Origin of the sequence: Variovorax atrisoli, from assembly GCF_014195185.1 — a bacterium.
Taxonomy (GTDB): Bacteria; Pseudomonadota; Gammaproteobacteria; order Burkholderiales; family Burkholderiaceae_C; genus Variovorax; species Variovorax atrisoli.
In genome coordinates this window covers 1-23,316 of record NZ_JACIBG010000002.1, presented here as the reverse complement: position 1 = coordinate 23,316, position 23,316 = coordinate 1, and the positions used below count along the sequence as shown (strand labels likewise).

The window sequence follows — 23,316 nt, the reverse complement described above, 5'->3', positions numbered from 1 at the left end:
GGCGGTGGCAGGGGCGATGCCTGGTCGATTCAGTAGTGGCCCAGCACGTTGACCTTGTGGTAGTGGTCTTTCAGCGCCGAATGCAGTTGCAGTGCCTGTGCACGCGTTTCTTCAGCGGCTTCCTTGCCCACGCCGAAGAAGTACAGGTCGTGGCTGCTGCGGTCCTCGAAGAACCCCCAGACCGAGAACCATGCGTTGTGCTGCAGCAGGTCGGTGAAATCGGAGGCCGCGAGATTGCGATAGTGGTTCTGGCTCTGGCCGATGGTCAGCGGCGAGTCGAAGGGGTTGAACTCCACCGTGCCATGCTGGCGCCGGCCAGGAGTCGCGCAGGTCATGACGACCAGGCCGTCGTCCTTCACCAGACGCAGCATGTTGAGCCAGGTCTTCTTCCACTGGGGGTTGTGCTCCATTGCCTCGCACGAAATGACGACGTCCGTGCCGTTCGCGGCACCGCCGTAGTCTTCACCATGGCAGACGAGGTCGACGTCCTGGCCTTCCCCGACGTCGAGGCCGAGGTAGCTGCACTCCTGGAAGAACTCGCGGACCGAGCCGTTCAGATTGAGACTGCCGATCTCGATGACCGACCGCCCGGTGAAGTAGGACGGCAGGAACTGCTTCACGCCGGCGACGAAGAATCGTTGTTGGGGATGTGACATGAACCTGGCTGCGTTGGATTGGCGCTTCGGCGGAAGCCGGGGGAGTACAGGATCACCCGCTGCGCGAAGCCATCACTCGCCAGGTGCGGAGCCAGCCGCTGCATTCGCCCACAAGCGCTGTCCCCCCATGCCCAGGTGCTCCAGATACAGCCGGAGATCGAACTCGAGGCGATGATAGTCCGGCTCCATGTGCCTGCACAGCGCATAGAAGGCCTTGTCGTGCTCACGTTCCTTCATATGTGCCAACTCGTGCACAACAATCATCCGAAGTAGCGCCAGCGGCACTTCCTTGAACAGGCTCGCCACCCGGATTTCGCGCTTGGCCTTGAGCTTGCCGCCCTGCACGCGCGACACGGTGGTGTGGGTGCCCAGGGCGTTGCGGATCACGTGCAGCTTGTTGTCGAACATCACCTTCGACAGCGGCTCGGCCTTGCGCATGAACTCGCCCTTGAGCTCGTTCACGTAGGCGTAGAGCGCGCGGTCGGTCTGGATGTCGTGCACACCCTCCGGATAGCGCTGGCCGAGGAGGGCGCCCAGCTTCTCCTGGGCCATCAGCTGGCGGACCTGCTCCAGCAGGGGTGCCGGGTAGCCCGCCAGGTACTTCATGCAATGACCTTGAATGACCGGGTTCAGGCCGTCCGGCGCTGCGTGCTGGCTGCGCAGGCCAGGCCGGTGGCGACGCCGCCGAAGAGGTCGCCCTCGACCAGGTTCACGCCCGCGAAGCTCCTGCGCAGGGCGTTCTGGAAGGGCCGCAGCGCCGACGAACCGCCGGTGAGGTAGATCGCGTCGAGGTCGTTGCTGCGCAGGCCCGCGCGCTTGACGCAGGCGTGCGCGCAGGCGATCACGCTTTCCAGCGGCGCGGCCAGCTGCTGCGCCATGTCGTCGGGCGTGAGCGAGGCGGCGAGACCACGCTCGGCGCAATCCAGGTCGATGGCGGTCGCGGCATCGCTCAGCGACACCTCGATCTTGGCTGCCTCCACGGCGCTCGCGATGCGGTGGCCGTGCCGTTCCTCGAGCACGGTCATCAGCCGGTCGTGCAGGCGCGTGTCGGCGTAGCTGGTGCGCAGATCCTTTGCCTGGCGAAACGCCTTGGCGGCGTAGAGCCAGTTGATCAGGTGCCAGGACGACAGCTCGAAGAACACCTTGCTCGGCACCTCGCGCCCCTGCGGCCCGTGATGGCGGAATCCGAACTGCGGCATCACGCGCTCGAGGTTCAGCCGCTGGTCGAAGTCGGTACCGCCGATGTGCACGCCGCTGGTGGCCAGCACATCGTCGCTGCGGTCTTCGAGCGCGGCGCGCTCGGGCCCTACGCGCACGACGGTGAAGTCGGAGGTGCCGCCGCCGATGTCGACGATGAGCACGACGGATTCCTTGCTGATCCGCTGTTCGTAGTCGAAGGCGGCCGCGATGGGTTCGAGCTGGAACGAGATTTCCCTGAAGCCGGCCGCGCGCGCCGCGATACGCAGGCTTTCCTCGGCGCGCTCGTCGCGCTTGGGGTCGTCGTCCACGAAATGCACCGGGCGTCCGATCACCACGCGCTCGGGCATCTGGCCGAGCTCGCGGCCGGCGCGCACCGCCAGCTCGCGCAGGAAGCGGGCGATGATGTCCTCGAAGCTCACGAGGCCGTCGTAGATCGCCGTCTTCTCCTGCATCAGCGCGCTGCCGAGCAGGCTCTTGAGCGAGCGCATCAGCCGCCCCTCGGTGCCCGAGAGGTATTGGCCGATGGCGTCGCGGCCGAAGTGAGTGGTGCGGTCTTCGGCGTTGAAGAAGATCGCGGTGGGCAGTGTGGTGGCCGCGCCCTCGATGGGCAGCAGGCGTGCTTGCGTGCCGACCCGGCAGGCGACAGCGGAGTTGGAGGTGCCGAAGTCGATGCCGATCGTCGGCAACGACGACGGTGCCTTCACGATCAGGATTCCCTGCGAAGCGCCGGGAACAGGATCACGTCGCGGATGCTCGGCGAATCGGTCAGCAGCATCATGAGCCGATCGATGCCGATGCCGCAGCCGCCGGTGGGCGGCATGCCGTATTCGAGGGCGCGCACGAAGTCATGGTCGTAGTACATGGCCTCGTCGTCGCCGCTGTCCTTGGCGGCCACCTGCGCATTGAAGCGCGCGGCCTGGTCCTCGGCGTCGTTCAGTTCGCTGAAGCCGTTGCCGAACTCGCGGCCGGTGATGTACAGCTCGAAGCGTTCCGTGACCTCGGGGCGCTCGTCGTTGGCGCGCGCCAGCGGCGAGATCTCGGTCGGGTGCTCCATGATGAAGGTCGGCTGCCAGAGCTTCTCTTCGACGGTTTCCTCGAAGAACAGCACCTGCAGGCTGGCGAGGCTGCGCTGCGAGAGCTTGTCCTTCTCCTCGTTCATGCCGAGCTTGCGCAGCGCGGCGATGAGCCAGGCGCTGTCGTCGACGCCCTGCGCCACGCCTTCGGCCTCGGTGTACTTGAGGATCGCCTCGCGGATCGTCAGGCGCTGGAAAGGCTGCGTCAGGTCGACCGGCTTGCCCTGGTAGGTGAGCTGCTGCGTGCCCACGGCCTTGTCGGCGATGGTGCGGATCAGCGTCTCGGTGAAGTCCATCAGGTCGCGGTAGTTCCAGTAGGCCGCGTAGAACTCCATCATCGTGAACTCGGGGTTGTGCCGCACCGAGATGCCCTCGTTGCGGTAGCTCCGGTTGATCTCGAACACGCGCTCGAAGCCGCCGACGATCAGGCGCTTGAGGTACAGCTCGGGCGCGATGCGCAGGAACATCTCCTGGTCGAGCGCGTTGTGGTGCGTCTTGAACGGCTTGGCGTTGGCGCCGCCGGGGATGGGGTGGAGCATGGGCGTCTCGACCTCGAGGAAGTCGTTGGACACCATGAACTCGCGCAGCGCGCTCACCGCCTTGCTGCGCGCGGTGAAACGCTTGCGGGCGGATTCGTCGGTGATCAGGTCGACGTAGCGCTGGCGGTACTTCTGCTCCTGGTCGGCCATGCCGTGGAACTTGTCGGGCAGCGGCCGCAGGCTCTTGGTGAGCAGGCGCAGCTTCGTGACCTTGACCGAGAGCTCGCCCGTCTTGGTCTTCATGAGCGTGCCTTCGGCACCGACGATGTCGCCGAGGTCCCAGCGCTTGAAGTCCGCGTACACGTCTTCTCCGACGGCATCGCGCGTCACGTAGAGCTGGATGCGCTCGGTGGCGTCCTGCAGCGTGGCGAAGCTGGCCTTGCCCATCACGCGCTTGAGCATCATCCGGCCGGCTACGCTCACCGAAACGGCCTGCGCCTCGAGGGCCTCGCCGTCGGTGGCGCCATGGGCCTCCACGAGCGCCGCGGCGCGATGGCCCGGCTTGAAGTCGTTCGGGAATGCAACGCCCTTGCCCTCGGCCTGCGCCGCGCGCAGCTGCGCGAGCTTTTCGCGGCGTTCTGCGATGAGCTGGTTTTCGTCGGCGGGAGCGGGAGGAGGCGAGGGGTTCTTTTGATCGGACATGGGAGGCGGATGGCGCGCAACCGGGAGCGTGCGCGGGCCCGGCATTTTAGCCGATCGGGTTTGAATAAAACCTGCCCAGAGCGCCCGTCAATCCTGCGCCATGCGCTATGAAAATAGGAGCGACCTATTCAGTGATACCGGTGCGTGCCAGCAGATCGCTGACCAGCTCCAGCCGCATCAGCGGGCTGTCGAGCTCCATCAGCCGCTGCCGCAGCTCGAGCTGCATCGGCACCAGCTCGCACCATCTGTTGGCCACCCAGCCGCAATCGTCGAAGCGGTAGGGCTCGGCGATCGGCAGCCGCACCGCCCCGCCCTGGGCGCGCTTGCGCTCCTCGAGGGTGCCGACCAGGCGCTGCAGCGCGGTGGAGGTGTGCCGCAGGTCGTCGGGAATCTCCAGCGCGACGTCGTCGTTCACCGCCTCGACCTCGGCGACCCAGAGGCCATGCTTCTGCAGCTCGTTGCTGCGGACGCGAAAGCGCTGCGTGCCGACGCATTCGATCTGCAGCAGGCCGCTTTGCGGCGACTCGAACTCGCGGATCATGGCCAGCGTGCCGATGGCGGCGAAGCTCTCGGCATCGGCGCCGGCCTTGCGCACCTCGCTGCCGCTGGTGAGGCTCACCACGCCGAAGGGCGCGTCGGCCTTGCGGCACTTGCCGATCATGTCGAGGTAGCGGACCTCGAAGATGCGCAATGGAAGAAGGCCGCCGGGAAAGAGCACCGTTCCGAGCGGAAACAATGGCAGTGAATGCAAAAGGGGTTGTGTCGTCATCGATGAGCCTTGCGTGGCTATCATCGCATTCCCCTCACGGCCGCGTCTCATGCTCTACCAGATTCCCTCGTTCCTTCTCGACGTGATCGTCGGTCTGCTCGGCGGCGCCTGCCTGCTGCGCCTGTACATGCAATACCACCGCGTGCCCTTCGGCAACCCTCTCGGGCGCTTCGTGTTCGCGATCACCGACTGGATCGTGCTGCCGCTGCGGCGCATCGTGCCTTCGGTGAAGCGCTGGGACCTCGCCAGCCTGATCGCGGCATGGCTGCTGGTGATGCTGAAGTTCCTGCTGCTGTGGCTGCTGGCGGGCAGCCTCGGGCGCATCGCGACCCTGCCGCTGGTGTCGCTGGTGGGGCTGATGCAGCTGGCCGTCTCGGGCCTGACGGCGCTGCTGGTGGTCTATGCGGTGCTGTCGTGGATTCCGGGCGCCTCGCCCATGCTGCTCGACCTGATCTCCCGCCTGGCCGATCCGCTCGTGCGGCCCTTCCGCCGCTTCATCCCGCTGATCGGCGGAGTCGACCTTTCGCCGCTGGCCGCCATCGTGGTGCTGCAGGTGATCGCGATCGTGCTGGGCAACCTGCTGGTCTTCGCTTATCAGCTGACGTTCTGACCTCCTGAATACAAAAGGGCCCGGATGCATCGCACCCGGGCCCTTTTGTTTTTCGATCGCCTTTCGGTCAGCTCACTGCATCGGCCGGCTGGCGCAGCAGCATCGCGAGCGTGTTGGCGATGGTCTTGCGCAGTTCGCGGCGGTCGCTGATGAAGTCGATGGCGCCCTTGGTCTGCAGGAATTCGGCGCGCTGGAAGCCTTCGGGCAGCGTCACGCGCACGGTCGATTCGATCACGCGCGGGCCGGCGAAGCCGATCAGCGCCTTGGGCTCGGCGATCACCACGTCGCCCACGAAGGCGAAGCCTGCCGACACGCCGCCCATCGTCGGGTCGGTCAGCACGCTGATGTAGGGCAGGCCCTTCTTCGCCAGGCGCGTGAGCGCGGCATTGGTCTTGGCCATCTGCATCAGCGAGAGCAGGCCTTCCTGCATGCGCGCGCCGCCGGTGGCGGTGAAGCAGATGAACGGCACCTTCTGCTCGATGGCGGTCTCGACGCCGCGCACGAAGCGCTCGCCGACCACGCTGCCCATGGAGCCGCCCATGAACTCGAACTCGAAGCAGGCCACGACCACGCTGATGCTGTGCACCGAGCCGCCCATGACGACCAGGGCGTCGGTCTCGCCGGTGTTTTCCAGGGCTTCCTTCAGGCGCTCGGGGTACTTGCGGCTGTCCTTGAACTTCAGCGCGTCGACAGGCAGCACTTCCTGGCCGACTTCGTAGCGGCCCTCGGCGTCGAGGAACGCGTCGAGCCGCGCGCGGGCGCCGATGCGGTGGTGGTGGCTGCAGCTGGGGCAGACGTTCTGGTTGTGCTCGAGGTCGGTCTTGTACAGAACGGTCTCGCAGGCGGGGCACTTGATCCACAGGCCCTCGGGCACCTGGCGGCGCTCGGACGGGTCGGTCTGGGCGATCTTGGCGGGTAGCAGTTTTTCAAGCCAGCTCATGGGGGCTCCTTGTGTTGGCGGTGATTATCGACCAGCTGCGTTCTTGGCCGTCGCGGCAGGCAGGGCGTCGAGCGCCTCGCGGATGCCCGCGAGGAATTCGCGCACCGCCGGCACGACCTTGTCGCGGGGCTGGTCCTCGATGAGTTGAATGATCTTCGTGCCGATCACGACCGCGTCGGCGGCCGAGCCGATGGCCTGCGCCGTGCGCGCGTCGCGGATGCCGAAGCCCACGCCCACCGGGATGCTCACGTGTTCGCGGATGCGCGGGATCATGCGGCCGACGGCCTCGGTGTCGAGGTGGCCGGCGCCGGTCACGCCCTTGAGCGACACGTAGTAGACGTAGCCGCTCGCGATGCGCGCGACCTGCGCCATGCGCTCGTCGGTGCTGGTGGGTGCCAGCAGGAAGATCAGGTCGATGCCGGCGGCCTTCAGCTCGGCGGCGAAGGCCTCGCATTCCTCGGGCGGGTAGTCGACCACCAGCAGCCCGTCGACGCCGGCTGCGGCCGCGTCGCGGATGAAGGACTTCTTGCCGTGCACCAGGTCGTAGCGCTCGACCGGGTTGGCGTAGCCCATCAGCACCACTGGCGTGGTCGTGTCGGTCTTGCGGAAGGCCGCGACGATGGAGAGCACCTGCTTCATGCCCACGCCCAGCGCCAGCGCGGCTTCGCCGGCCTTCTGGATCACGGGGCCGTCGGCCATGGGGTCGGAAAAAGGCACGCCCAGTTCGATCACGTCGGCGCCGGCCTCGACCATGCCGTGCATCAGCTCGGGCGTGATGTCGGCGAAGGGGAAGCCCGCTGTCACGTACGGGATGAGGGCGCGGCGGCCGTCTTTCTTCAGGGCCTCGAAGGTGGCTGCAATGCGGCTCATCACTTGCCTCCCTTCACGCTCAGTCCGCGCATCGAGGGGCGGTCGTAGAAATCGACGCCCGACAGGTCGGCGACGGTGCCGATGTCCTTGTCGCCGCGGCCCGAGAGGTTCACCAGGATCGACTGGTCGGGGCGCATGGTCTTGGCGAGCTTCAGCGCATGGGCCACCGCGTGGCTGGATTCGAGCGCGGGGATGATGCCCTCCGTGCGGCACAGGTAGTGGAAGGCGTCCAGCGCCTCGGTGTCGGTGATGCCGACGTACTCGGCGCGGCCGATGTCGGCCAGGTACGCGTGCTCGGGGCCCACGCCGGGGTAGTCGAGGCCCGCGCTGATGCTGTGGGTTTCGGTGATCTGGCCGTCCTCGTTCTGCAGCAGGTAGGTGCGGTTGCCGTGCAGCACGCCGGGGCTGCCGCGCAGGATGGAGGCCGAGTGCTTGCCGCTGTCGAGCCCTTCGCCCGCGGCCTCGACGCCGATCAGGCGCGTGCCGGTGAACGGGATGTAGGGGTGGAAGATGCCCATCGCGTTGCTGCCGCCGCCCACGCAGGCGATCACCACGTCGGGCTGCTTGCCCTCCGCCTCGCCGGTGATGCCGTCGGCTGCGAGCATGGCCGGCATCTGCTCGATGCACTCGGTGCCGATCACGCTCTGGAAGTCGCGCACCATGGTCGGATAGGGGTGCGGGCCGGCGACGGTGCCGATGATGTAGAACGTGTTCTCCACGTTGGTGACCCAGTCGCGCATCGCCTCGTTGAGCGCGTCCTTCAGCGTCTTGCTGCCCGACTCGACGGGCACCACGGTGGCGCCGAGCAGGTTCATGCGGTAGACGTTGGGGCTCTGGCGCTTCACGTCCTGGCTGCCCATGTAGACCACGCACTCGAGGCCGTAACGCGCGCAGATCGTGGCGGTGGCCACGCCGTGCTGGCCGGCGCCGGTCTCGGCGATGACGCGGGGCTTGCCCATGCGGCGCGCGAGCATCGCCTGGCCGATCACGTTGTTGATCTTGTGGGCACCGGTGTGGTTCAGGTCTTCGCGCTTCAGGTAGATCTGCGCGCCGCCCATTTCGCGGCTGGTGCGCGCCGCGTGGTAGATCGGCGAGGGACGGCCGACGAAGTGCTTGAGCTCGTAGTGGAATTCCGCGAGGAACGCCGGATCGTCCTTGAACTTCGCGTACGCATCGCGCAGTTCGTTGATCGCGTGGGTGAGCGTCTCGCTCGCGAAGGTGCCGCCGTAGTTGCCGAAGTGGCCGGTGGCGTCGGGTTGCTGGTAGTTGCTTTGCATGGTTCTCGATCGGTGGGCCGCAGCCCGACGAACGATCGGCTGCGGCGGCTAACTGGAGAAGGACGCGTCGGCAGCCCTGACTGCTGCGACGAATTGCCGGATCTTTCCGGCGTCCTTGAGGCCCTTGTTCCCGGGACCGTCGATTTCGACGCCCGAGCTCACATCAACGGACAGCGTCTTGCAGCGCGTCCGCAGGATGCGAAGGCCATCGCCCACGTTTGCAGGTGTGAGCCCACCACTCAAGACGAGGTGAGCGTCGACGGCGGGTGGAAGAAGTGACCAATCGAATGCCTTGCCGCCACCGCCATAACCTTCGACATGCGCGTCGAGCAGGATGGCCTGGGCGTGGGAGTAATCGGACGCGTATTTTACGAGGTCGAAGCCTGCCCCGGCATCCCCCAGCGGAATGCGGGCGGCGCGCATGTAGCGGAAGCGCCCGCCGCCGGCGGCTTCTTCGCATTGCTGCGGGGTCTCTTCGCCGTGGAATTGCGCGATGGAGCCCTTCACCTGGGTGAGCGATGCTATGACTTTGGTAGCGTCCTCGTTCACGAACAGCAGGACTGGCGTGATGAACGGCGGCAGGCGCGAGGCCAGTTCGGCAGCCCGCTGCGCCGTGACGGCGCGCGGGCTCTTCGGATACAGGACGAAGCCGACGGCGTCAGCACCGGCTTCCACCGCCGCATCGACGTCGGCTTCACGTGTCAGGCCGCAGATCTTGATGCGGGTACGGGGCAGGGCAGGCGCGCTCATGGCGGGCCATCATACGGAGCCACGCCGGCCTGCAGCGTGGCTTCATCCGGCAGACCCCACTTGGCGTCGTACAACGGGCCCATGAAATAAAGGCCGTCGGCGGAAAAGGTGGGCGCCGCCGCGTCGCGGCTGCGTGCCGCGAGCACCTGCGAGATCCACTCTGGAGGCGCATCGCCCCGGCCGACGCGCAGCAGGCAGCCCATCAGGTTGCGGATCATGTGGTGCAGGAACGCATCGGCCTCGAATTCGAAATGCCAGCGGCAGCGCTCGCCGTCGCCGACGCGGGTGATCTCGATGCGCCGCAGGTCCTTGACCGGCGAGCGCGCCTGGCAGGCCGAGGCGCGGAACGAAGTGAAGTCGTGCTGGCCGATCAGCAGCGCCGCGGCGGCGCGCATCGCATCGCCGTCGAGCGGCCGCATCGACCAGCCGACGCGGCCTGCGTCCAGGCTGGGCCGCACGGGGGATTGCGAAAGCACGTAGACATACCGGCGGGCGAGGGCGCTGGCGCGGCAATGGAATTCATCAGGCACCGGATGCGCCCACTGCACCGCGATGTCGTCTGGCAGGAAGCGATTGGTACCGCGCGCCCAGGAGAAGGGTTCGCGTATGGCGGTGGTGTCGAAGTGAACCACCTGCATCAGGGCATGCACGCCGGCATCGGTGCGGCCGGCGCACAGGGTCCTGATCGGCTGCGCAGCGAACTGCGCGAGCGCGGCTTCGAGCTTGTCCTGCACCGTGCGGCCGGAGGACTGGCTCTGCCAGCCGTCGTACGCTCGGCCGTTGTACCGGATGCCGAGCGCCAGCCTCACGAATTCAGGGGACCGAGAAAAGCGAGCCGCGAGCTCGCTCAGCGCAGTTCCGCGAGCAGTTGACGGGCTTGCGACTTGAGGTCGCCTGCGCTTTCGGCTTCGACTTCCTCGACCAGCGAGCGGGCGCCTTCGACGTCGCCGATGGCCTGCAGCTCGCGGGCCAGCGACAGCTTCACGGCGTGCGGGCTCTCGTCGCCTTCGTCGTTTTGTGCGGCGGCCGCAGCGGCTGCCGGCTTGGCGGCTTCAGCGGGACGCGAAGCGGGCAGTCCGGCCAGCGCGCTCATGTCGAACTCGATGAAGCCGGAGTCGGCCGGCAGAGCGTTGCGCAGCATGGCGGGGCGGGTGTTGTCCGCATCGCTCAGGCTCAGCGAGCCGGGCAGCGTGTCGGCCGACAGCGCGCCGGGGGCGGTGTCGAAGTCGTTCTCGAGGTCGACCGGCGTCGTCAGCGCATGGCCGTTCGACAGCGGCGGCGCGGGGCGCGCCGTCTGCGGAGCGGGTGCATAGGCCGACTTCGGCAGGCTGGCGCCGACCGGCGAGTGCTGCGGGGCGACCGGTGCCGGTGCAGGAGCGGGGGCCGGCGGAGTGGTCAGGTCGAGATCGAAATCCAGCGGCGCGACCGAAGGCACGAAGGCGGGCGGTGCCACGGCCACCGGGGGCGAGACCACAGGAGCCGGTGCTGCGGGCTTGGCAGCAGCGCTCAGGGCGCTTGCGAAGGCGGCCGTTTCGGCAGCGCTGGCGCCGCCGCTGCGGGGAGCGCCCGATTCGTACAGTGGGTTGCCCGGATCGAGGTCCTTGCCCATGTCGACCACGCGGTTCCAGTCGGAGCCCGCGCCGCCCGTCAGCTTGTGCACTTCGGTGGCGAGGCTTTCGTAGGCACGCACGTCGCGGCGCTTGGCGTGGATCTCGAGCAGCTTCAGGTGGATGGCGGTGCGGTCCGGGTTCAGGCGCAGCGCCTCGCGCAGGATTTCCTCGGCCTGCAGGTCGCGGCCGTAGGCCAGGTACACATCGGCCTCGGCGACCGGGTCCACGTCGCCGGCGTCGAGCTGGCTCGGGGAGTACGAGAGCGAGGAGACCGTGGAGTCGCCGCGATGCTTGGTGTCCACCGACTCGCCGCCGCTGGCGCCGAAGAACGAGTCCTTCGGAATGCGGCTTTCGAGGAACACGCTTTCGCTCATCTCCTCGCGGCGACGGCCCAGCACGCGGTACAGCAGGAAGCCGACCAGCAGCGCGATCAGCGCAGCGCCCGCGAGCATCAGCGGGTTGTCCATCAGCTCTTCGAGGAAGGTGGGCTCCGGCGGCGGGGGCGGCGGAACCGGCTTCTTCACGGCTGGCTTCGGCGCAGCGGCCGCAGCCGGGGCGCTTGCGGCTGCAGCAGCAGGCGCGGCCGCTGCATCTGCCGAGGCAGGCGGCGTAGCGGCCGGCGCGCCCGCGGCGGGGGATTCGGCCGGAGCGGCTGCCGGGGCAGCGGGTGCTGCAGCCTGCGCCGTGGCTTCAGGAGTGGGGGCAGGGCTCGGAGCTACAGCGGCCGGCGCAGGTGCCGGCGCTGCAGCAGGTGCCGGTGCGGGAGCTGCGACGGGCGCGGCGACAGCAGGAGCCGGCGCGGGGCTGGCAGCCGGCGGCGCCACCGTGGCGCTGGTGTTGGGAGCGGGAACCGGAATGCCCGGCGTCGCCGGTGCCGGGGCAGCGGCCGGCGCTGCGGCGGACGATCCAGCGCCCGTGGCTGCCTTGAGCTTGTTCAGCTCGTTGATGTTCTTCGACAGCTCCGCGACACGGTTGCTGCTGTCCTGCGCCTGGCGGGCCTGCGCGACTTTCTCGTCGGCGGCGCGTGCGTTGGCGTTGCCTTGGGAGATCGTCAGCTTGTCCGGGGAGCTGGCCGCCGCATTGCGGTCTTCCACGTTCGCCTGGACCTTGCCGGCGGCCTTGCGGCTCGCGGCGGCGACATTGGTGGTGGGCGCGTTGTCGGCCAGCTTCTGGCGGTAGGAGCCGAAGTCGCGGCTCTGCGCGGTGACGGTGCGGCGGGCTTCGGCCGGCGAAACTGCGGATGCCTCGGCGGCGCTCGGCAGGTCGAGCACTGCGCCGGCCCGCATGCGGTTGACGTTGCCGCCGACGAAGGCGTCGGGGTTGGCCATCAGCAGCGCGACCAGCATCTGGTCGAGCGACACGTCGGCAGGCTTGTAGGCTGCAGCGATCTTGCCGGCGGTGTCGCCGCGCTGCACCGTGACCTGCTCGCCGCTGCCTCCGCCGCTACGGGCCGGGGCCGCCGCCGGAGCGGGAGCTGCAGCAGCCGGTGCGGCTGCTGCAGGCGCGGGAGCGACAGGAGCGGCGGACGGTGCCGTCGCCACCACGGGCGGACGCTCGCGGCGCGCGCGAGCCGCAGGGGCTGCGCGTTCGACCGGGGCGCTGATCTGGGGAGAAATGGGAGCCGCCTGCGGTGCAGCGGCCTGGCGCGTGGCCGGCGGATCGAGCAGCACCGTGTAGTCGCGCACGATCCGGCCGGAAGCGCCGTTGGCTTCGAGCAGCAGGTCGATGAACGGGTCGTTCAGCGGACGGCTGCCGGTCAGGCGAACCACATACTGGCCGCCGGCGCGGCGCTGCAGCGTCGCCCTGACGTCGCTGAGCGCGGAGTTGTATGGCACGCCAGCGTTCCTGAACGCTTCGGCCGTGGCGATGTTGATCTTCAGGCCGTCCGCTTCGTTGGCGGCCATTTCCGTGACATCGATCTCCGCGCGCAAGGGCTCGCCGAGGGCCGACTGCACCTTGAGCTGCCCCAGCGTGAAGGCGCTGGCGTCGACGCTGGCGATGCCCATGGCCACGGCTGCCGCCGCGCCGAGGATGGAGAGGCGCCAACCGTTCGACGGCAGAGGCGGGCGAACGGCCGATGGGCTGGCCGCAGGCAACAGATGTCTTGTCATGCTGATAGGGGGCGGCTCAGGCCCGGAATTTGTAAGAGGACGTTAGCATCATCACTGAGCACTGACAAGGCAATGCGCTTGTTCTACCCAGTGCGCGCATACTTACGCACACATCTTCCGTTGCTTGAAGGCAACAATTCGTGTTTCAAAAGCCTGAGCAGCCCTCATCAGGCTTCGAGCAGGATGCGCAGCATGCGGCGCAGCGGTTCCGCGGCACCCCACAGCAGCTGGTCGCCGATGGTGAAGGCGCCCACGTACTCCGGGCCCATCGCCAGCTTGCGGATGCGGCCGACCGGGATGTCCATGGTGCCCGTCACGGCCACCGGCGTCAGGTCCTTGACCGTGGCTTCGCGCGTGTTCGGCACGACCTTGGCCCAGGGGTTGTCGGCAGCGATCATCGCCTCGATGTCGGCCACCGGCACGTCCTTCTTGAGCTTGAAGGTCAGGGCCTGGCTGTGGCAGCGCATTGCGCCGATGCGCACGCAGAAACCGTCGACCGGCACGGCGGCGGTGCCGAAGCCCGCGCCCTGGCCGAGGATCTTGTTGGTCTCGGCGCCGCCCTTCCACTCTTCCTTCGACATGCCGTCACCCAGGTCCTTGTCGATCCAGGGGATCAGCGAGCCGCCCAGCGGCGCGCCGAAGTTGGCCGTCTCGGCGGCGCTGAGCGTCTGCTGCTTGTGCAGCACCTTGCGGTCGATCTCGAGGATGGCCGACTTCGGGTCGTCCAGCAGGGCGCGCACTTCGGCGTTGAGGGTGCCGAACTGGGTCAGCAGCTCGCGCATGTGCTGAGCGCCGCCGCCCGAGGCCGCCTGGTAGGTCATGCTGGTCATCCACTCGACCAGCCCGGCCTTGTAGAGGGCGCCCACGCCCATGAGCATGCAGCTCACGGTGCAGTTGCCGCCGATCCAGTTCTTGCCGCCCTTGGCGAGCGCGTTCTCGATCACCGGCAGGTTGACGGGGTCGAGCACGATGATCGCGTCGTCCTTCATGCGCAGGGTGGAGGCGGCGTCGATCCAGTGACCGTTCCAGCCGGCGGCGCGCAGCTTGGGGAAGACTTCGCTGGTGTAGTCGCCGCCCTGGCAGGTGATGACGATGTCGCACTTCTTCAGTGCTTCGATGTCGTTCGCATCCTTCAGCGCGGTTTCGTTCTTGGCCATGGCCGGGGCCTTGCCGCCGGCGTTGGAGGTCGAGAAGAAGACCGGCTCGATGAGACCGAAGTCGCCTTCGGCCTGCATGCGGTCCATCAGGACCGAGCCGACCATGCCGCGCCAGCCCACGAGGCCGACCAGAGGTTGAGATGCGTTCGCCATTTCAGTTTGCCCTTATGAAAAAAAGAAAAGTTGTCTTTTTTGCGCCCGACTCGTCGAGCCGGGGAGGGGCGTGACGAAGCGGGCTGCGGTTAGCCGGTAATCGTCTTTTTGGTGATTGCTGCAACGACCGCGTCGCCCATCTCGCGGGTGCCGACGCGCTTGGTGCCTTCAGACCAGATGTCGCCCGTGCGCAGCCCGGAGGCGAGCACGTCCTTGACCGCCGACTCGATACGGTCGGCAGCTTCGGGCTGGTTGAGGGAGAAACGGAGCATCATGGCAGCGGACAGGATTGTAGCCAAAGGATTGGCAACCCCTTTGCCGGCAATGTCGGGGGCGCTGCCGTGGCTGGGCTCGTACAGGCCCTGGTTGCTCGAATTGAGCGATGCCGAGGGCAGCATGCCGATGGAGCCGGTGAGCATCGCGGCCTCGTCGGAGAGGATGTCGCCGAACATGTTGCCGGTGACCACCACGTCGAATTTCTTGGGCGCCTTCACCAGCTGCATGGCCGCGTTGTCGACCAGCATGTGGTCGAGTTCGACGTCCGGGTATTCCTTCGCGATGTCGAGCATCACGTCTTTCCACAGCTGCGAGGTTTCCAGCACGTTGTTCTTGTCCACGCTGGTCACGCGCTTGCTGCGCTTGCGGGCGGCCTCGAAGGCGACGCGGGCGATGCGCTCGATCTCGGGGCGCGAGTAGCGCATGGTGTCGAAGGCCTCCTCGGCGCCGGGGAAGTGCCCATCCGTCGCGACGCGGCGGCCGCGCGGCTGGCCGAAGTAGATGTCGCCGGTCAGCTCGCGGATGATGAGGATGTCCAGGCCTGCGATCAGCTCGGGCTTCAGGCTGGAGGCGCCTACCAGCTCCTCGTAGCAGATGGCCGGGCGGAAGTTGGCGAACAGGCCCAGGTTCTTGCGCAGCCCCAGGATGGCCTGCTCGGGCCGCAGCGGCCGGTCGAGCTTGTCGTACTTCCAGTCGCCGACGGCGCCGAAGAGCACCGCATCGGCTTCCTTGGCGAGCTTGAGCGTCGATTCCGGCAGCGGATGGCCGTGCGCCTCGTAGGCCGCGCCGCCGACCAGCGCCGATTCCGTCTCGAACTTCAGGTCGAGAACGTCGAGCACCTTGACGGCTTCCGCCACGATTTCGGTGCCGATGCCGTCACCTGGGAGAACTGCGATTTTCATTGGGTCTTGGATGGTTGAATGAGAGAGGAATCAGGCTGTCCGGACGCGAAGGTTTCGCGCACTCTGCGTCCGGATGTCCGTTTCGTTTCGAATCAGGAAATCATCGTATGCGCCAGCCAGGGCTTCTGCGCCAGGCGCTCGGCTTCGAAGGCCTTGATCTTGTCCTTGTGGCGCAGCGTGAGGCCGATGTCGTCCAGGCCGTTGAGCAGGCAGTACTTGCGGAAGGCCTGCACGTCGAACGCGAACTCCTGGCCGTCGGGCTTCACCACCACCTGGCGCTCCAGGTCGATGGTCAGCGTGTAGCCCGGGAAGGCGAAGGTCTCGTCGAAGAGCTGGGCGACCTGCGCCGCGGGCAGCACGATCGGCAGCAGGCCGTTCTTGAAGCTGTTGTTGAAGAAGATGTCGGCGTAGCTCGGCGCGATGATCGCGCGGAAACCGTACTGGTCGAGCGCCCACGGCGCATGCTCGCGCGACGAGCCGCAGCCGAAGTTCTGGCGCGCCAGCAGGATCGATGAACCCGCGTAGCGCGGCTGGTTCAGCACGAAGTCGGGGTTCGGCTTGCGGCTGGCCGGGTCCTGGCCGGGCAGGCCCGGGTCGAGGTAGCGCCACTCGTCGAACAGGTTCACGCCGAAGCCGGTCTTCTTGATCGACTTGAGGAACTGCTTCGGGATGATCGCGTCGGTGTCGACGTTCTCGCGGTCCATCGGGGCCACGAGGCCCTTGTGCACGGTGAATTGCTTCATGGGAGTCTCTTTTCTTCCTTCTTGCAGCCCGCTCAGGCGAACGTGCGGACGTCGACGAAATGGCCGTGCACCGCGGCGGCCGCGGCCATGGCCGGGCTCACGAGGTGGGTGCGACCGCCCGCGCCCTGGCGGCCTTCGAAGTTGCGGTTGCTGGTGGATGCGCAGCGCTCGCCGGGTTCCAGGCGGTCGGCGTTCATGGCCAGGCACATCGAGCAGCCGGGCTCGCGCCATTCGAAGCCCGCGGCCTTGAAGATCTGGTCGAGCCCTTCGCGCTCGGCCTGTTCCTTCACCACGCCCGAGCCGGGCACGACCATCGCGAGCTTCACGTTCTTCGCGACCTTCTGGCCGAGCTTCTTCACCACGGCGGCGGCTTCGCGCATGTCCTCGATGCGGCTGTTGGTGCAAGAGCCGATGAACACCTTGTCGATGAAGATGTCGTTCATGGCCTTGTTGGGCTCAAGGCCCATGTAGACCAGCGCGCGCTCGATGGCGCCGCGCTTGTTGGCGTCTTTCTCCTTGTCGGGATCGGGCACGCGGCCGTTGATCTCGACCACCATCTCGGGCGAGGTGCCCCAGGTCACCTGCGGCTGGATCTGCGCGGCGTCGAGCTCGACCACGGCGTCGAACTTCGCGCCCGGGTCGGACTGCAGCGTGCGCCAGTAGGTCACGGCCTGGTCCCATTCGACGCCGGTGGGCGCGAGCGGGCGGCCCTTGACGTAGCTGATGGTCTTCTCGTCGACCGCCACCAGCCCGGCGCGCGCACCGGCCTCGATGGCCATGTTGCACACCGTCATGCGGCCTTCCATGCTCAGGTCGCGAATCGCCGAGCCGGCGAACTCGATGGTGTAGCCGGTGCCGCCGGCGGTGCCGATCTTCCCGATGATGGCCAGCACGATGTCCTTGGCGGTGCAGCCCACGGGCAGCTTGCCTTCGACCTTCACCAGCATGTTCTTGGCCTTCTTGCCCAGCAGCGTCTGCGTGGCCATCACGTGCTCGACCTCGCTGGTGCCGATGCCGTGCGCCAGCGCGCCGAATGCGCCGTGCGTGGAGGTGTGCGAGTCGCCGCACACGACGGTCATGCCCGGCAGCGTCGCGCCCGATTCGGGGCCGATCACGTGCACGATGCCCTGGCGCTTGCTCAGGAAGGGGAAGAACGCGGCCGCGCCGAACTCGGCGATGTTGTGGTCCAGCGTGGTGACCTGTTCCTTGCTGGTCGGGTCGGCGATGCCTTCGTAGCCGCGCTCCCAGCCGGTGGTGGGCGTGTTGTGGTCGGCGGTGGCCACCACCGAGCTGATGCGCCACAGCTTGCGGCCGGCCTCGCGCAGGCCTTCGAATGCCTGCGGGCTGGTCACTTCGTGCACCAGGTGGCGGTCGATGTAGAGGATCGCGGTGCCGTCTTCCTCGGTGTGGACGACGTGTTCGTCCCAGATCTTGTCGTAGAGCGTGCGTGCCATGTCGGTCTCTTCTGTCTTTCGTGGGGAAATGGAATTGTCCGTGGTTGCGGCCTAGGCCGCGAGCTGTTCGCCGCCGTCCGCGGCCGCGTGCAGGTGGTTCACCAGCGAGCGCGCCGCCACGGGCAGGGTGGAGAAATCGCGAGCCACCAGCCTGATCTCGCGCGCGGCCCAGGCGTCGTTGAGCGCCACGCTCACGAGGCCGTGGCCGATGCCGTTGCGCATGAGTTCGAAGGCGCGCTGCGGCATCACGCCGATGCCCAGGCCGTTCTCGATCATGCGGCACATGGCGTCCAGGCCGGTGACGTGGATGCGCAGCTTGATGCTGCGGCCTGCGTCCAATGCGGCCTCGTGCATCGCGACGTAGATGGAGCTGTTGGTGTGCAGGCCGACGTGGTCGAAGTCGAGCGAGTCAACGAAATCGATGCTGCCCCGCGCCGCAAGCGCATGGCCCGTGGGCACGATCAGCGCGAGCCGGTCGTGCCGGTAGGAAAGGCTCTGCAGTTCGCCCGCGCCGCCGGCCACGTGGCAAACGCCGAGGTCGGCCGCGCCTTCCTGCACCGCGCGGATCACCTCGCTGCTGAGGTGCTCCTCGAGGTCGATCTTGATGGCCTCGTGGGCGCGCGTGAACACGCCCAGGTCTTCAGGCAGGAACTGCACGATCGCCGAGATGTTGGCGTGCACCCGCACATGGCCGCGCACGCCGTCGGCGTATTCACTGAGCTCGCCCTGCATCTTCTCGAGGCTGTAGAGCACCGAGCGCGCGTGGTGCAGCAGGCTTTCGCCGGCGGGCGTGAGGTCGACGCCGCGCGCATGGCGGTAGAGCAGGGTGGTGCCGAGCGTGGCCTCGAGGTCCGACAGCCGCTTGCTGATGGCCGAGGCCGCGATGAATTCGCGCTCCGCCGCACGGCCGATGCTGCCCAGTTCGCACACGGCCACGAACAGCTGCAGCGACGTGAGGTCGATGCGGCGGGCGAAGTTGCGTTCGGAGGTGCTCATGGCTTGCTGGCATCGCGGTTTGCGATGGGATGGGCTATTTTCCCTGATTTTGACGCTCGTCCCTTCGCAAAGGGAGATGGGTCAGCTGCCCGGCTGAGATGGGCGGTTCGCCCCCCGACAGATCGGCGCCGCCCTCAATCGCTCGTTCGGGGGATGTTTCAGAAGTGTTACCGCGCGTATCATCGCCGGGCAAATTGTTAACTTAGAACTAAATTCTGATGAATATCTGTTTTCGCAGCCTGTGGAATGAGGCGTTGGGAGCCTGGGTCGCCGTAGCCGAAATCTCCAGGTCCCACGTCGCATCGCGCAGTGTGGCGAAGGCCCGTAGCGGCGTCGAATCCGGCGACCCGGTGCGCCGGCTGTTCCGCCTCAGCGCGCTGATGAGCGTCGTGGTAACGCTCGGTGCGGCGCCATTCGTTCCTGCCTTCGCGCAGAGCGTGCTTGTCGGCACTGCCGGCGAGGGCGGAGTGGGCGCGGGTATCGGCGGCAACGGGGGCGCCGGCGGGATCGGCGGCGGAGGAGGGGGCGGCAGCGGAGGCGCTCTTGCCGGCGGCGGCGGCGGCGGCTACGGCGCAGGCGGCGGCGGTGCTGGCTTCACCTACGGGTCCAACAGCGGCGGTGCCGGTGGCCCCGCAAGGGGTGGCGACGGCGGCTCTGACAACGCGGGTCTCGGCGGCGCCGGCAACCTCGGCGGCGGGGCAGGCACCGACGGCGTCCAGGGAGCCCAAGGTCCCTTCGGCCCCAAGCCGGGCGGCAGTGCCCTGAGCGGCATCGCCGAAGGCTCGATCTCCGGCGGACTCACGAGCGCGACCTTCGCGACCGACAGGTCGGTGAATGGCTTGCTGGGCATCGGCGGCAGCGGCGGAGGCGGCGCCGGCGCCAGCGGCTCGGCTGCAGGCGGCAGCGGCTCGAGCGGCGGCGCTGGCGCACTCAGCATTTCAGCGGGGACCACGACCGTGACCGGCGCGGTCGTCGTCGGTGGTTCGGGCGGCGGCGGCGGCGGCGGCAGCGGCAATGCGAACGGCGGCGACGGCGGTGCCGGCGGTAGCGGCCACCTGACCGTCGCCGGCGGCAATCTCGTTGCGGACAGCATCGTCGTCGGCGGCAGCGCCGGCGGCAATGGATCGGGCGCCGCCACGCGCGGCCTCGGCGGCGCGGCCGGCAGCGGTACGCTGACCTTCACGGCCGGAAGCATGAGCGTGGCGAACGGCGTCACGGTCAACGGCAACGGCCTGGTCGACTTCAAGCCTGGCGCCGGTACGCAACTCACGGCCGGATACGCCATCACGGGCGCCGGCGGCGTTTCGCAGTCGGGCGCAGGCACCACGGTGATGACCGGCACCAACACCTACACCGGCGGCACCGCGATCAGCGCCGGCACCTTGCAGATCGGCGCGGGCGGCACGGCCGGCAGCATCGTCGGGAATGTCGGCAACGACGGCACGCTGGCATTCAACCGGTCGGACTCCGTCACCTTCGGAGGCGTCATCGCCGGCAGCGGGCAGGTGCATCAGATCGGCAGCGGCACGCTCGAGCTCACGGCCGTCAACAGCTACCAGGGCGGCACGCTGATCGATGGCGGAACACTGCGCGTGGCCAGCGACTCGGCGCTCGGCGCAGCGACGGGCGCTTTGAGCTTCAACCGCGGCGGCACGCTGCAAACCACCGCCGCCTTCACGAGCGGGCGCGACGTGACGCTGCTCGGAAACGGCAACATCGCGAGCAAGGGCGCCGTGTCGATGAGCGGCGTCTTCACCGGCAGCGGCGCGCTCGACGTGCAGGCCGCCACGGGCGACATCACGCTGACCAATGCCGGCAACGATTTCGGCGGCGCCGTCAGCCTGGGTGGCGCGACCGTGCAGATCAACGACAAGAACGCCCTCACGCTGGGTACGCTGGCCACCGGCGCGCTCACCGTCACGAGCCATGGCGACCTCCTGTTCCAGGGCGGCGGTTCGGCATCGTCCATCGATGCCCGCAGCAACGGCGGCGCGGTGACGCAGACCAGCGCGCTCTCGGTGACGGGCGCCATGTCCGTCGACGCGGGTGCGGGGAGCATCGCGCTGAACAACGCGGGCAACGACTTCAGGGGCGATGTCTCGCTCGCCGGGCAGAGCATTTCCATGACCTCCGGCGGCGACCTCTCGGTGGTCTCGCTGACCAATGGGGTCAACGGCGCGGTCGGCCTGGTGGCCGGCGGCGTCCTGACGCTGGGTACGGCGATCGACACCGGCACGGCGGCGCTGACGCTGGCCTCCAGCGGCGGCGCTCTCAACGTCGATCACGCCCTGAGCGGGGGCACCGTCTCCATCACCGGCAGCAAGGGCGTGATGCTTCAGGCCGACGTGCGCACCAAGGGCACGCTGACCCTGGCAAGCGACGCCAGCGTGCTGCAGACCGCGGGCACCGTGACCGCCGGCACCCTGACGGGCAATGCCGGTGGCGACGTGTCGATGAACCTCTCCAACCAGATCGCGGCGCTGGGAGACTTCACCGCCGCTGGCGCCTTCAGCCTCAGGAACATGCAGGCGCTGCAGGTCGTGGGCAACGTCGCTGCGTCGAGCGTGGCGCTGGACGTGGCGCCGGGCGTGCTGGTGACCGGCTCGATCAGCGCCACGGGCAGCAAGGGCGAGTCCATCGCGATCGCCAGCGGCACGCGCCTGCAGGTCGGCAACGGCGGCACCGCCGGCGTGCTCGTCGGCAACGTGACCAACGACGGCGCGCTCGCCTTCGACCGCGCCGACACGGTGGCTTTCGCCGGCGCCATCGCAGGCAAGGGGGCGCTGGTGCAGCAGGGCACGGGCACCCTCGTGCTCACCGGCGCCAACAGCTACACCGGCGGGACCTCCGTGAAGGCCGGCGTGCTGCAGGGCAACGCCACCAGCCTCCAGGGCGACATCGTGAACGATGCGACGGTGGTCTTCGAACAGACGAAGGCCGGCGGCAGCGGCACCTACGCCGGCAGCATGAGCGGCACGGGAAGCCTGCGCAAGACCGGCGACGGCGAACTGGTTCTCGCCTCGGCCAACACCTACAGCGGCGGCACGTCGGTCGAAGCCGGCACGCTCAACGCCAGCGTCACCGGCGCGCTCGGCCAGGGACCGGTCTCGGTCGCCAACGGCGCGGCCTTGCTGTTCAGCGGCAAGGCCGACATGGGTGCGGTGACGCTGTCCAACCGTGCCGACGGCCTCATCGACTTCATCGGCAGCGTGACTGCGGGGCAGGCCACCATCGTGAACGGCAAGGGCGGCACCGTGCGCATCAGCGAAATCGCGGCCGCCGGCACGTCGATCGGCTCGCTGGGCGGGGCGGGCCAGGTGCTCCTCGGCGCGAAGACTCTGACCACCGGCGGGCTGAACGCCGACACGGAAATCTCCGGCGTCATCTCCGGCACGGGAGGTTCGCTGGTGAAGGTGGGAACGGGCACGCTGACGCTCTCTGGCGCCAACACCCACACCGGCGGCACCGTGCTGCGCCAGGGCCGCCTGAATGTCGGCAGCAACCAGGCGCTGGGCACCGGCACGCTGTCGATGGACGACGACACGACCCTGGGCTTCAGCGCGGACGGCCTGACCATCGCGAACGCGATCCGGTTGACGGGACAGCTGGATCCGATCATCGACACGGGTGCGTTCTCGGGCACCCTCAGTGGCGCGATCTCCGGCGGCGGGTTCATCACGAAGGAAGGCTCCGGCACGCTCACGCTGTCGGGCGCCAATACCTACACGGGCGCCACGAACGTGGCGCAGGGCACGTTGAAGGCCGGGGCGGCCAACACCCTCAGCGCGGCCTCGGCGCACAGCGTGGCGACCGGCGCCACGCTCGACCTTGCGGGCTTCAGTCAGACAGTGGCCTCGCTCGCCAACAGCGGCACCGTTTCGCTGGCGGGCGCGACGGCCGGCACGACGTTGACCGTGCGCGGCAACTACGTGGGCAATAACGGCGTGCTCAGGCTGGGAACGGCGCTCACCGGCACCGGCCCATCGGACCGCCTGGTGATCGATGGCGGCACCGCCAGCGGCAAGACCAGCGTGCAGATCACCAACCTCGGCGGCCTGGGCGCGCTGACCACCGGCAACGGCATCGAGGTCGTCAGTGCGATCAACGGGGCCACCACCACGGCGCAGACGACGAAGGATGCCTTCTCGCTGGCCGGCGGCCACGTCGACGCCGGCGCCTACGAGTACCGGCTGTACGCGGCCGACGCCAACGGCGCGGGCGAGAACTGGTACCTGCGCTCCAGCACCAATGCGGTAGCGCCGGGCACTCCGGCCACCCCCGGCACCCCGGCCCCGGCTCCTGTGATCACGTACCGGCCGGAAGCCTCGCTCTACGCCGCGCTCCCCGGCCAATTGCGCCAGGGCAACCTCGCGATGCTCGGCGACCTGCGCAAGCGCGTAGGCGACGATGACGTGAAGGGCACCGCGAGCACCTCGACCAACCCTGCCGGCTCCGATCGCCGCGCCTGGGCCCGCGTGCTCTCCACCGACATAGACATCCAGCAGGGCGGCACGGTATCGCCATCCAGCAAGGGCCGCCTCACCGGCTTCCAGGCCGGCACCGACCTGCTGGCCACGCCGAACTGGCG

General features: G+C 68.2%; 18 protein-coding genes and 1 pseudogene. 3 read left to right on the top strand and 16 right to left on the bottom strand.

Annotation, left to right across the window (positions count from 1 at the left end; translation table 11 throughout):
- Window positions 1-29: 29 nt before the first annotated feature.
- The 5 genes from FHY06_RS07035 to FHY06_RS07015 all read right to left on the bottom strand — a co-directional run bounded on the left by FHY06_RS07035 (window position 30) and on the right by FHY06_RS07015 (window position 4,879).
- Entirely contained in the window at window positions 30-656 is a 627-nt protein-coding gene (locus FHY06_RS07035) for a class I SAM-dependent methyltransferase (RefSeq protein ID WP_132797172.1), read from the bottom strand.
- A gap of 72 nt (window positions 657-728) precedes the next feature.
- The gene (locus tag FHY06_RS07030; protein ID WP_019654102.1) at window positions 729-1,262 is read right to left on the bottom strand and encodes a M48 metallopeptidase family protein; all 534 of its coding nucleotides are present in this window, start codon (window positions 1,260-1,262) and stop codon (window positions 729-731) included.
- Between the two features lie 23 nt (window positions 1,263-1,285).
- Entirely contained in the window at window positions 1,286-2,560 is a 1,275-nt protein-coding gene (locus FHY06_RS07025; protein ID WP_184604178.1) for an Hsp70 family protein, read from the bottom strand.
- Between the two features lie 2 nt (window positions 2,561-2,562).
- Window positions 2,563-4,110 (bottom strand): lysine--tRNA ligase, encoded by a 1,548-nt coding sequence (gene lysS, locus FHY06_RS07020; protein WP_126182852.1) that lies wholly within the window; start codon window positions 4,108-4,110, stop codon window positions 2,563-2,565.
- Between the two features lie 124 nt (window positions 4,111-4,234).
- Window positions 4,235-4,879 (bottom strand): LON peptidase substrate-binding domain-containing protein, encoded by a 645-nt coding sequence (locus tag FHY06_RS07015; protein ID WP_240649923.1) that lies wholly within the window; start codon window positions 4,877-4,879, stop codon window positions 4,235-4,237.
- Window positions 4,880-4,928: 49 nt separating this feature from the next.
- On the opposite strand from FHY06_RS07015, the gene FHY06_RS07010 reads away from it, so the two are divergent.
- Window positions 4,929-5,489 carry a YggT family protein gene (locus FHY06_RS07010; RefSeq protein ID WP_019654098.1) on the top strand — a complete coding sequence of 187 codons (561 nt, stop codon included), beginning with the start codon at window positions 4,929-4,931 and terminating at the stop codon, window positions 5,487-5,489.
- A gap of 67 nt (window positions 5,490-5,556) precedes the next feature.
- Here FHY06_RS07010 and accD read toward each other — a convergent pair whose 3' ends face one another.
- The 11 genes from accD to FHY06_RS06955 all read right to left on the bottom strand — a co-directional run bounded on the left by accD (window position 5,557) and on the right by FHY06_RS06955 (window position 18,728).
- Window positions 5,557-6,429: an acetyl-CoA carboxylase, carboxyltransferase subunit beta gene (gene accD, locus FHY06_RS07005; protein WP_019654097.1), complete on the bottom strand. Its 873-nt coding sequence runs from the start codon at window positions 6,427-6,429 to the stop codon at window positions 5,557-5,559.
- Window positions 6,430-6,453: 24 nt separating this feature from the next.
- Entirely contained in the window at window positions 6,454-7,299 is an 846-nt protein-coding gene (gene trpA, locus FHY06_RS07000) for a tryptophan synthase subunit alpha (protein ID WP_184604175.1), read from the bottom strand.
- Window positions 7,299-8,576 carry a tryptophan synthase subunit beta gene (gene trpB / locus FHY06_RS06995; protein WP_019654095.1) on the bottom strand — a complete coding sequence of 426 codons (1,278 nt, stop codon included), beginning with the start codon at window positions 8,574-8,576 and terminating at the stop codon, window positions 7,299-7,301. The genes trpA and trpB overlap by 1 nt, the downstream gene beginning before the upstream one ends.
- Window positions 8,577-8,624: 48 nt before the next feature.
- A complete protein-coding gene (locus FHY06_RS06990; protein ID WP_184604172.1) occupies window positions 8,625-9,326 on the bottom strand; it encodes a phosphoribosylanthranilate isomerase in 702 nt (233 codons plus the stop codon).
- Window positions 9,323-10,135, bottom strand: a complete 813-nt coding sequence (truA, locus tag FHY06_RS06985) for a tRNA pseudouridine(38-40) synthase TruA (protein ID WP_184604170.1) — start codon at window positions 10,133-10,135, stop codon at window positions 9,323-9,325. Before truA ends, FHY06_RS06990 begins: the two co-directional genes overlap by 4 nt.
- 38 nt (window positions 10,136-10,173) lie before the next feature.
- Window positions 10,174-13,047, bottom strand: coding sequence for a FimV/HubP family polar landmark protein (locus FHY06_RS06980; protein ID WP_184604168.1), 2,874 nt, complete (start codon window positions 13,045-13,047; stop codon window positions 10,174-10,176).
- Between the two features lie 167 nt (window positions 13,048-13,214).
- On the bottom strand, window positions 13,215-14,357 hold the full coding sequence (gene asd, locus FHY06_RS06975; protein WP_019654091.1) for an aspartate-semialdehyde dehydrogenase: 1,143 nt from the start codon (window positions 14,355-14,357) through the stop codon (window positions 13,215-13,217).
- Window positions 14,358-14,446: 89 nt separating this feature from the next.
- Entirely contained in the window at window positions 14,447-15,535 is a 1,089-nt protein-coding gene (leuB, locus tag FHY06_RS06970) for a 3-isopropylmalate dehydrogenase (RefSeq protein WP_019654090.1), read from the bottom strand.
- 92 nt (window positions 15,536-15,627) lie between these two features.
- Window positions 15,628-16,278, bottom strand: coding sequence for a 3-isopropylmalate dehydratase small subunit (gene leuD, locus FHY06_RS06965; protein ID WP_184604166.1), 651 nt, complete (start codon window positions 16,276-16,278; stop codon window positions 15,628-15,630).
- A 32-nt stretch (window positions 16,279-16,310) separates the two neighbouring features.
- Window positions 16,311-17,732, bottom strand: a complete 1,422-nt coding sequence (gene leuC / locus FHY06_RS06960) for a 3-isopropylmalate dehydratase large subunit (RefSeq protein WP_126182855.1) — start codon at window positions 17,730-17,732, stop codon at window positions 16,311-16,313.
- Between the two features lie 51 nt (window positions 17,733-17,783).
- Window positions 17,784-18,728 carry a LysR family transcriptional regulator gene (locus tag FHY06_RS06955; RefSeq protein WP_019654087.1) on the bottom strand — a complete coding sequence of 315 codons (945 nt, stop codon included), beginning with the start codon at window positions 18,726-18,728 and terminating at the stop codon, window positions 17,784-17,786.
- Between the two features lie 218 nt (window positions 18,729-18,946).
- Between FHY06_RS06955 and FHY06_RS35140 the strand changes: the two are divergent.
- Both FHY06_RS35140 and FHY06_RS06950 read left to right on the top strand, forming a co-directional pair.
- Window positions 18,947-19,012, top strand: a pseudogene (locus FHY06_RS35140) (ESPR-type extended signal peptide-containing protein); the annotation flags it as partial.
- Between the two features lie 27 nt (window positions 19,013-19,039).
- Window positions 19,040-23,316: beta strand repeat-containing protein (locus FHY06_RS06950; protein ID WP_311733673.1), on the top strand; the 4,277-nt coding region annotated here is incomplete at its 3' end.

Bases quoted from the DNA above. Each gene is read 5' to 3' on its own strand.
- leuB (WP_019654090.1), bottom strand. From the start codon at position 15,535: ATGAAAATCGCAGTTCTCCCAGGTGACGGCATCGGCACCGAAATCGTG.
- FHY06_RS06990 (WP_184604172.1), bottom strand. From the start codon at position 9,326: ATGAGCGCGCCTGCCCTGCCCCGTACCCGCATCAAGATCTGCGGCCTG.
- leuC (WP_126182855.1), bottom strand. From the start codon at position 17,732: ATGGCACGCACGCTCTACGACAAGATCTGGGACGAACACGTCGTCCAC.
- trpA (WP_184604175.1), bottom strand. From the start codon at position 7,299: ATGAGCCGCATTGCAGCCACCTTCGAGGCCCTGAAGAAAGACGGCCGC.
- trpB (WP_019654095.1), bottom strand. From the start codon at position 8,576: ATGCAAAGCAACTACCAGCAACCCGACGCCACCGGCCACTTCGGCAAC.
- leuD (WP_184604166.1), bottom strand. From the start codon at position 16,278: ATGAAGCAATTCACCGTGCACAAGGGCCTCGTGGCCCCGATGGACCGC.
- lysS (WP_126182852.1), bottom strand. From the start codon at position 4,110: ATGTCCGATCAAAAGAACCCCTCGCCTCCTCCCGCTCCCGCCGACGAA.
- FHY06_RS07015 (WP_240649923.1), bottom strand. From the start codon at position 4,879: ATGACGACACAACCCCTTTTGCATTCACTGCCATTGTTTCCGCTCGGA.
- FHY06_RS07035 (WP_132797172.1), bottom strand. From the start codon at position 656: ATGTCACATCCCCAACAACGATTCTTCGTCGCCGGCGTGAAGCAGTTC.
- FHY06_RS06955 (WP_019654087.1), bottom strand. From the start codon at position 18,728: ATGAGCACCTCCGAACGCAACTTCGCCCGCCGCATCGACCTCACGTCG.
- FHY06_RS06980 (WP_184604168.1), bottom strand. From the start codon at position 13,047: ATGACAAGACATCTGTTGCCTGCGGCCAGCCCATCGGCCGTTCGCCCG.
- accD (WP_019654097.1), bottom strand. From the start codon at position 6,429: ATGAGCTGGCTTGAAAAACTGCTACCCGCCAAGATCGCCCAGACCGAC.
- FHY06_RS07030 (WP_019654102.1), bottom strand. From the start codon at position 1,262: ATGAAGTACCTGGCGGGCTACCCGGCACCCCTGCTGGAGCAGGTCCGC.
- asd (WP_019654091.1), bottom strand. From the start codon at position 14,357: ATGGCGAACGCATCTCAACCTCTGGTCGGCCTCGTGGGCTGGCGCGGC.
- FHY06_RS07010 (WP_019654098.1), top strand. From the start codon at position 4,929: ATGCTCTACCAGATTCCCTCGTTCCTTCTCGACGTGATCGTCGGTCTG.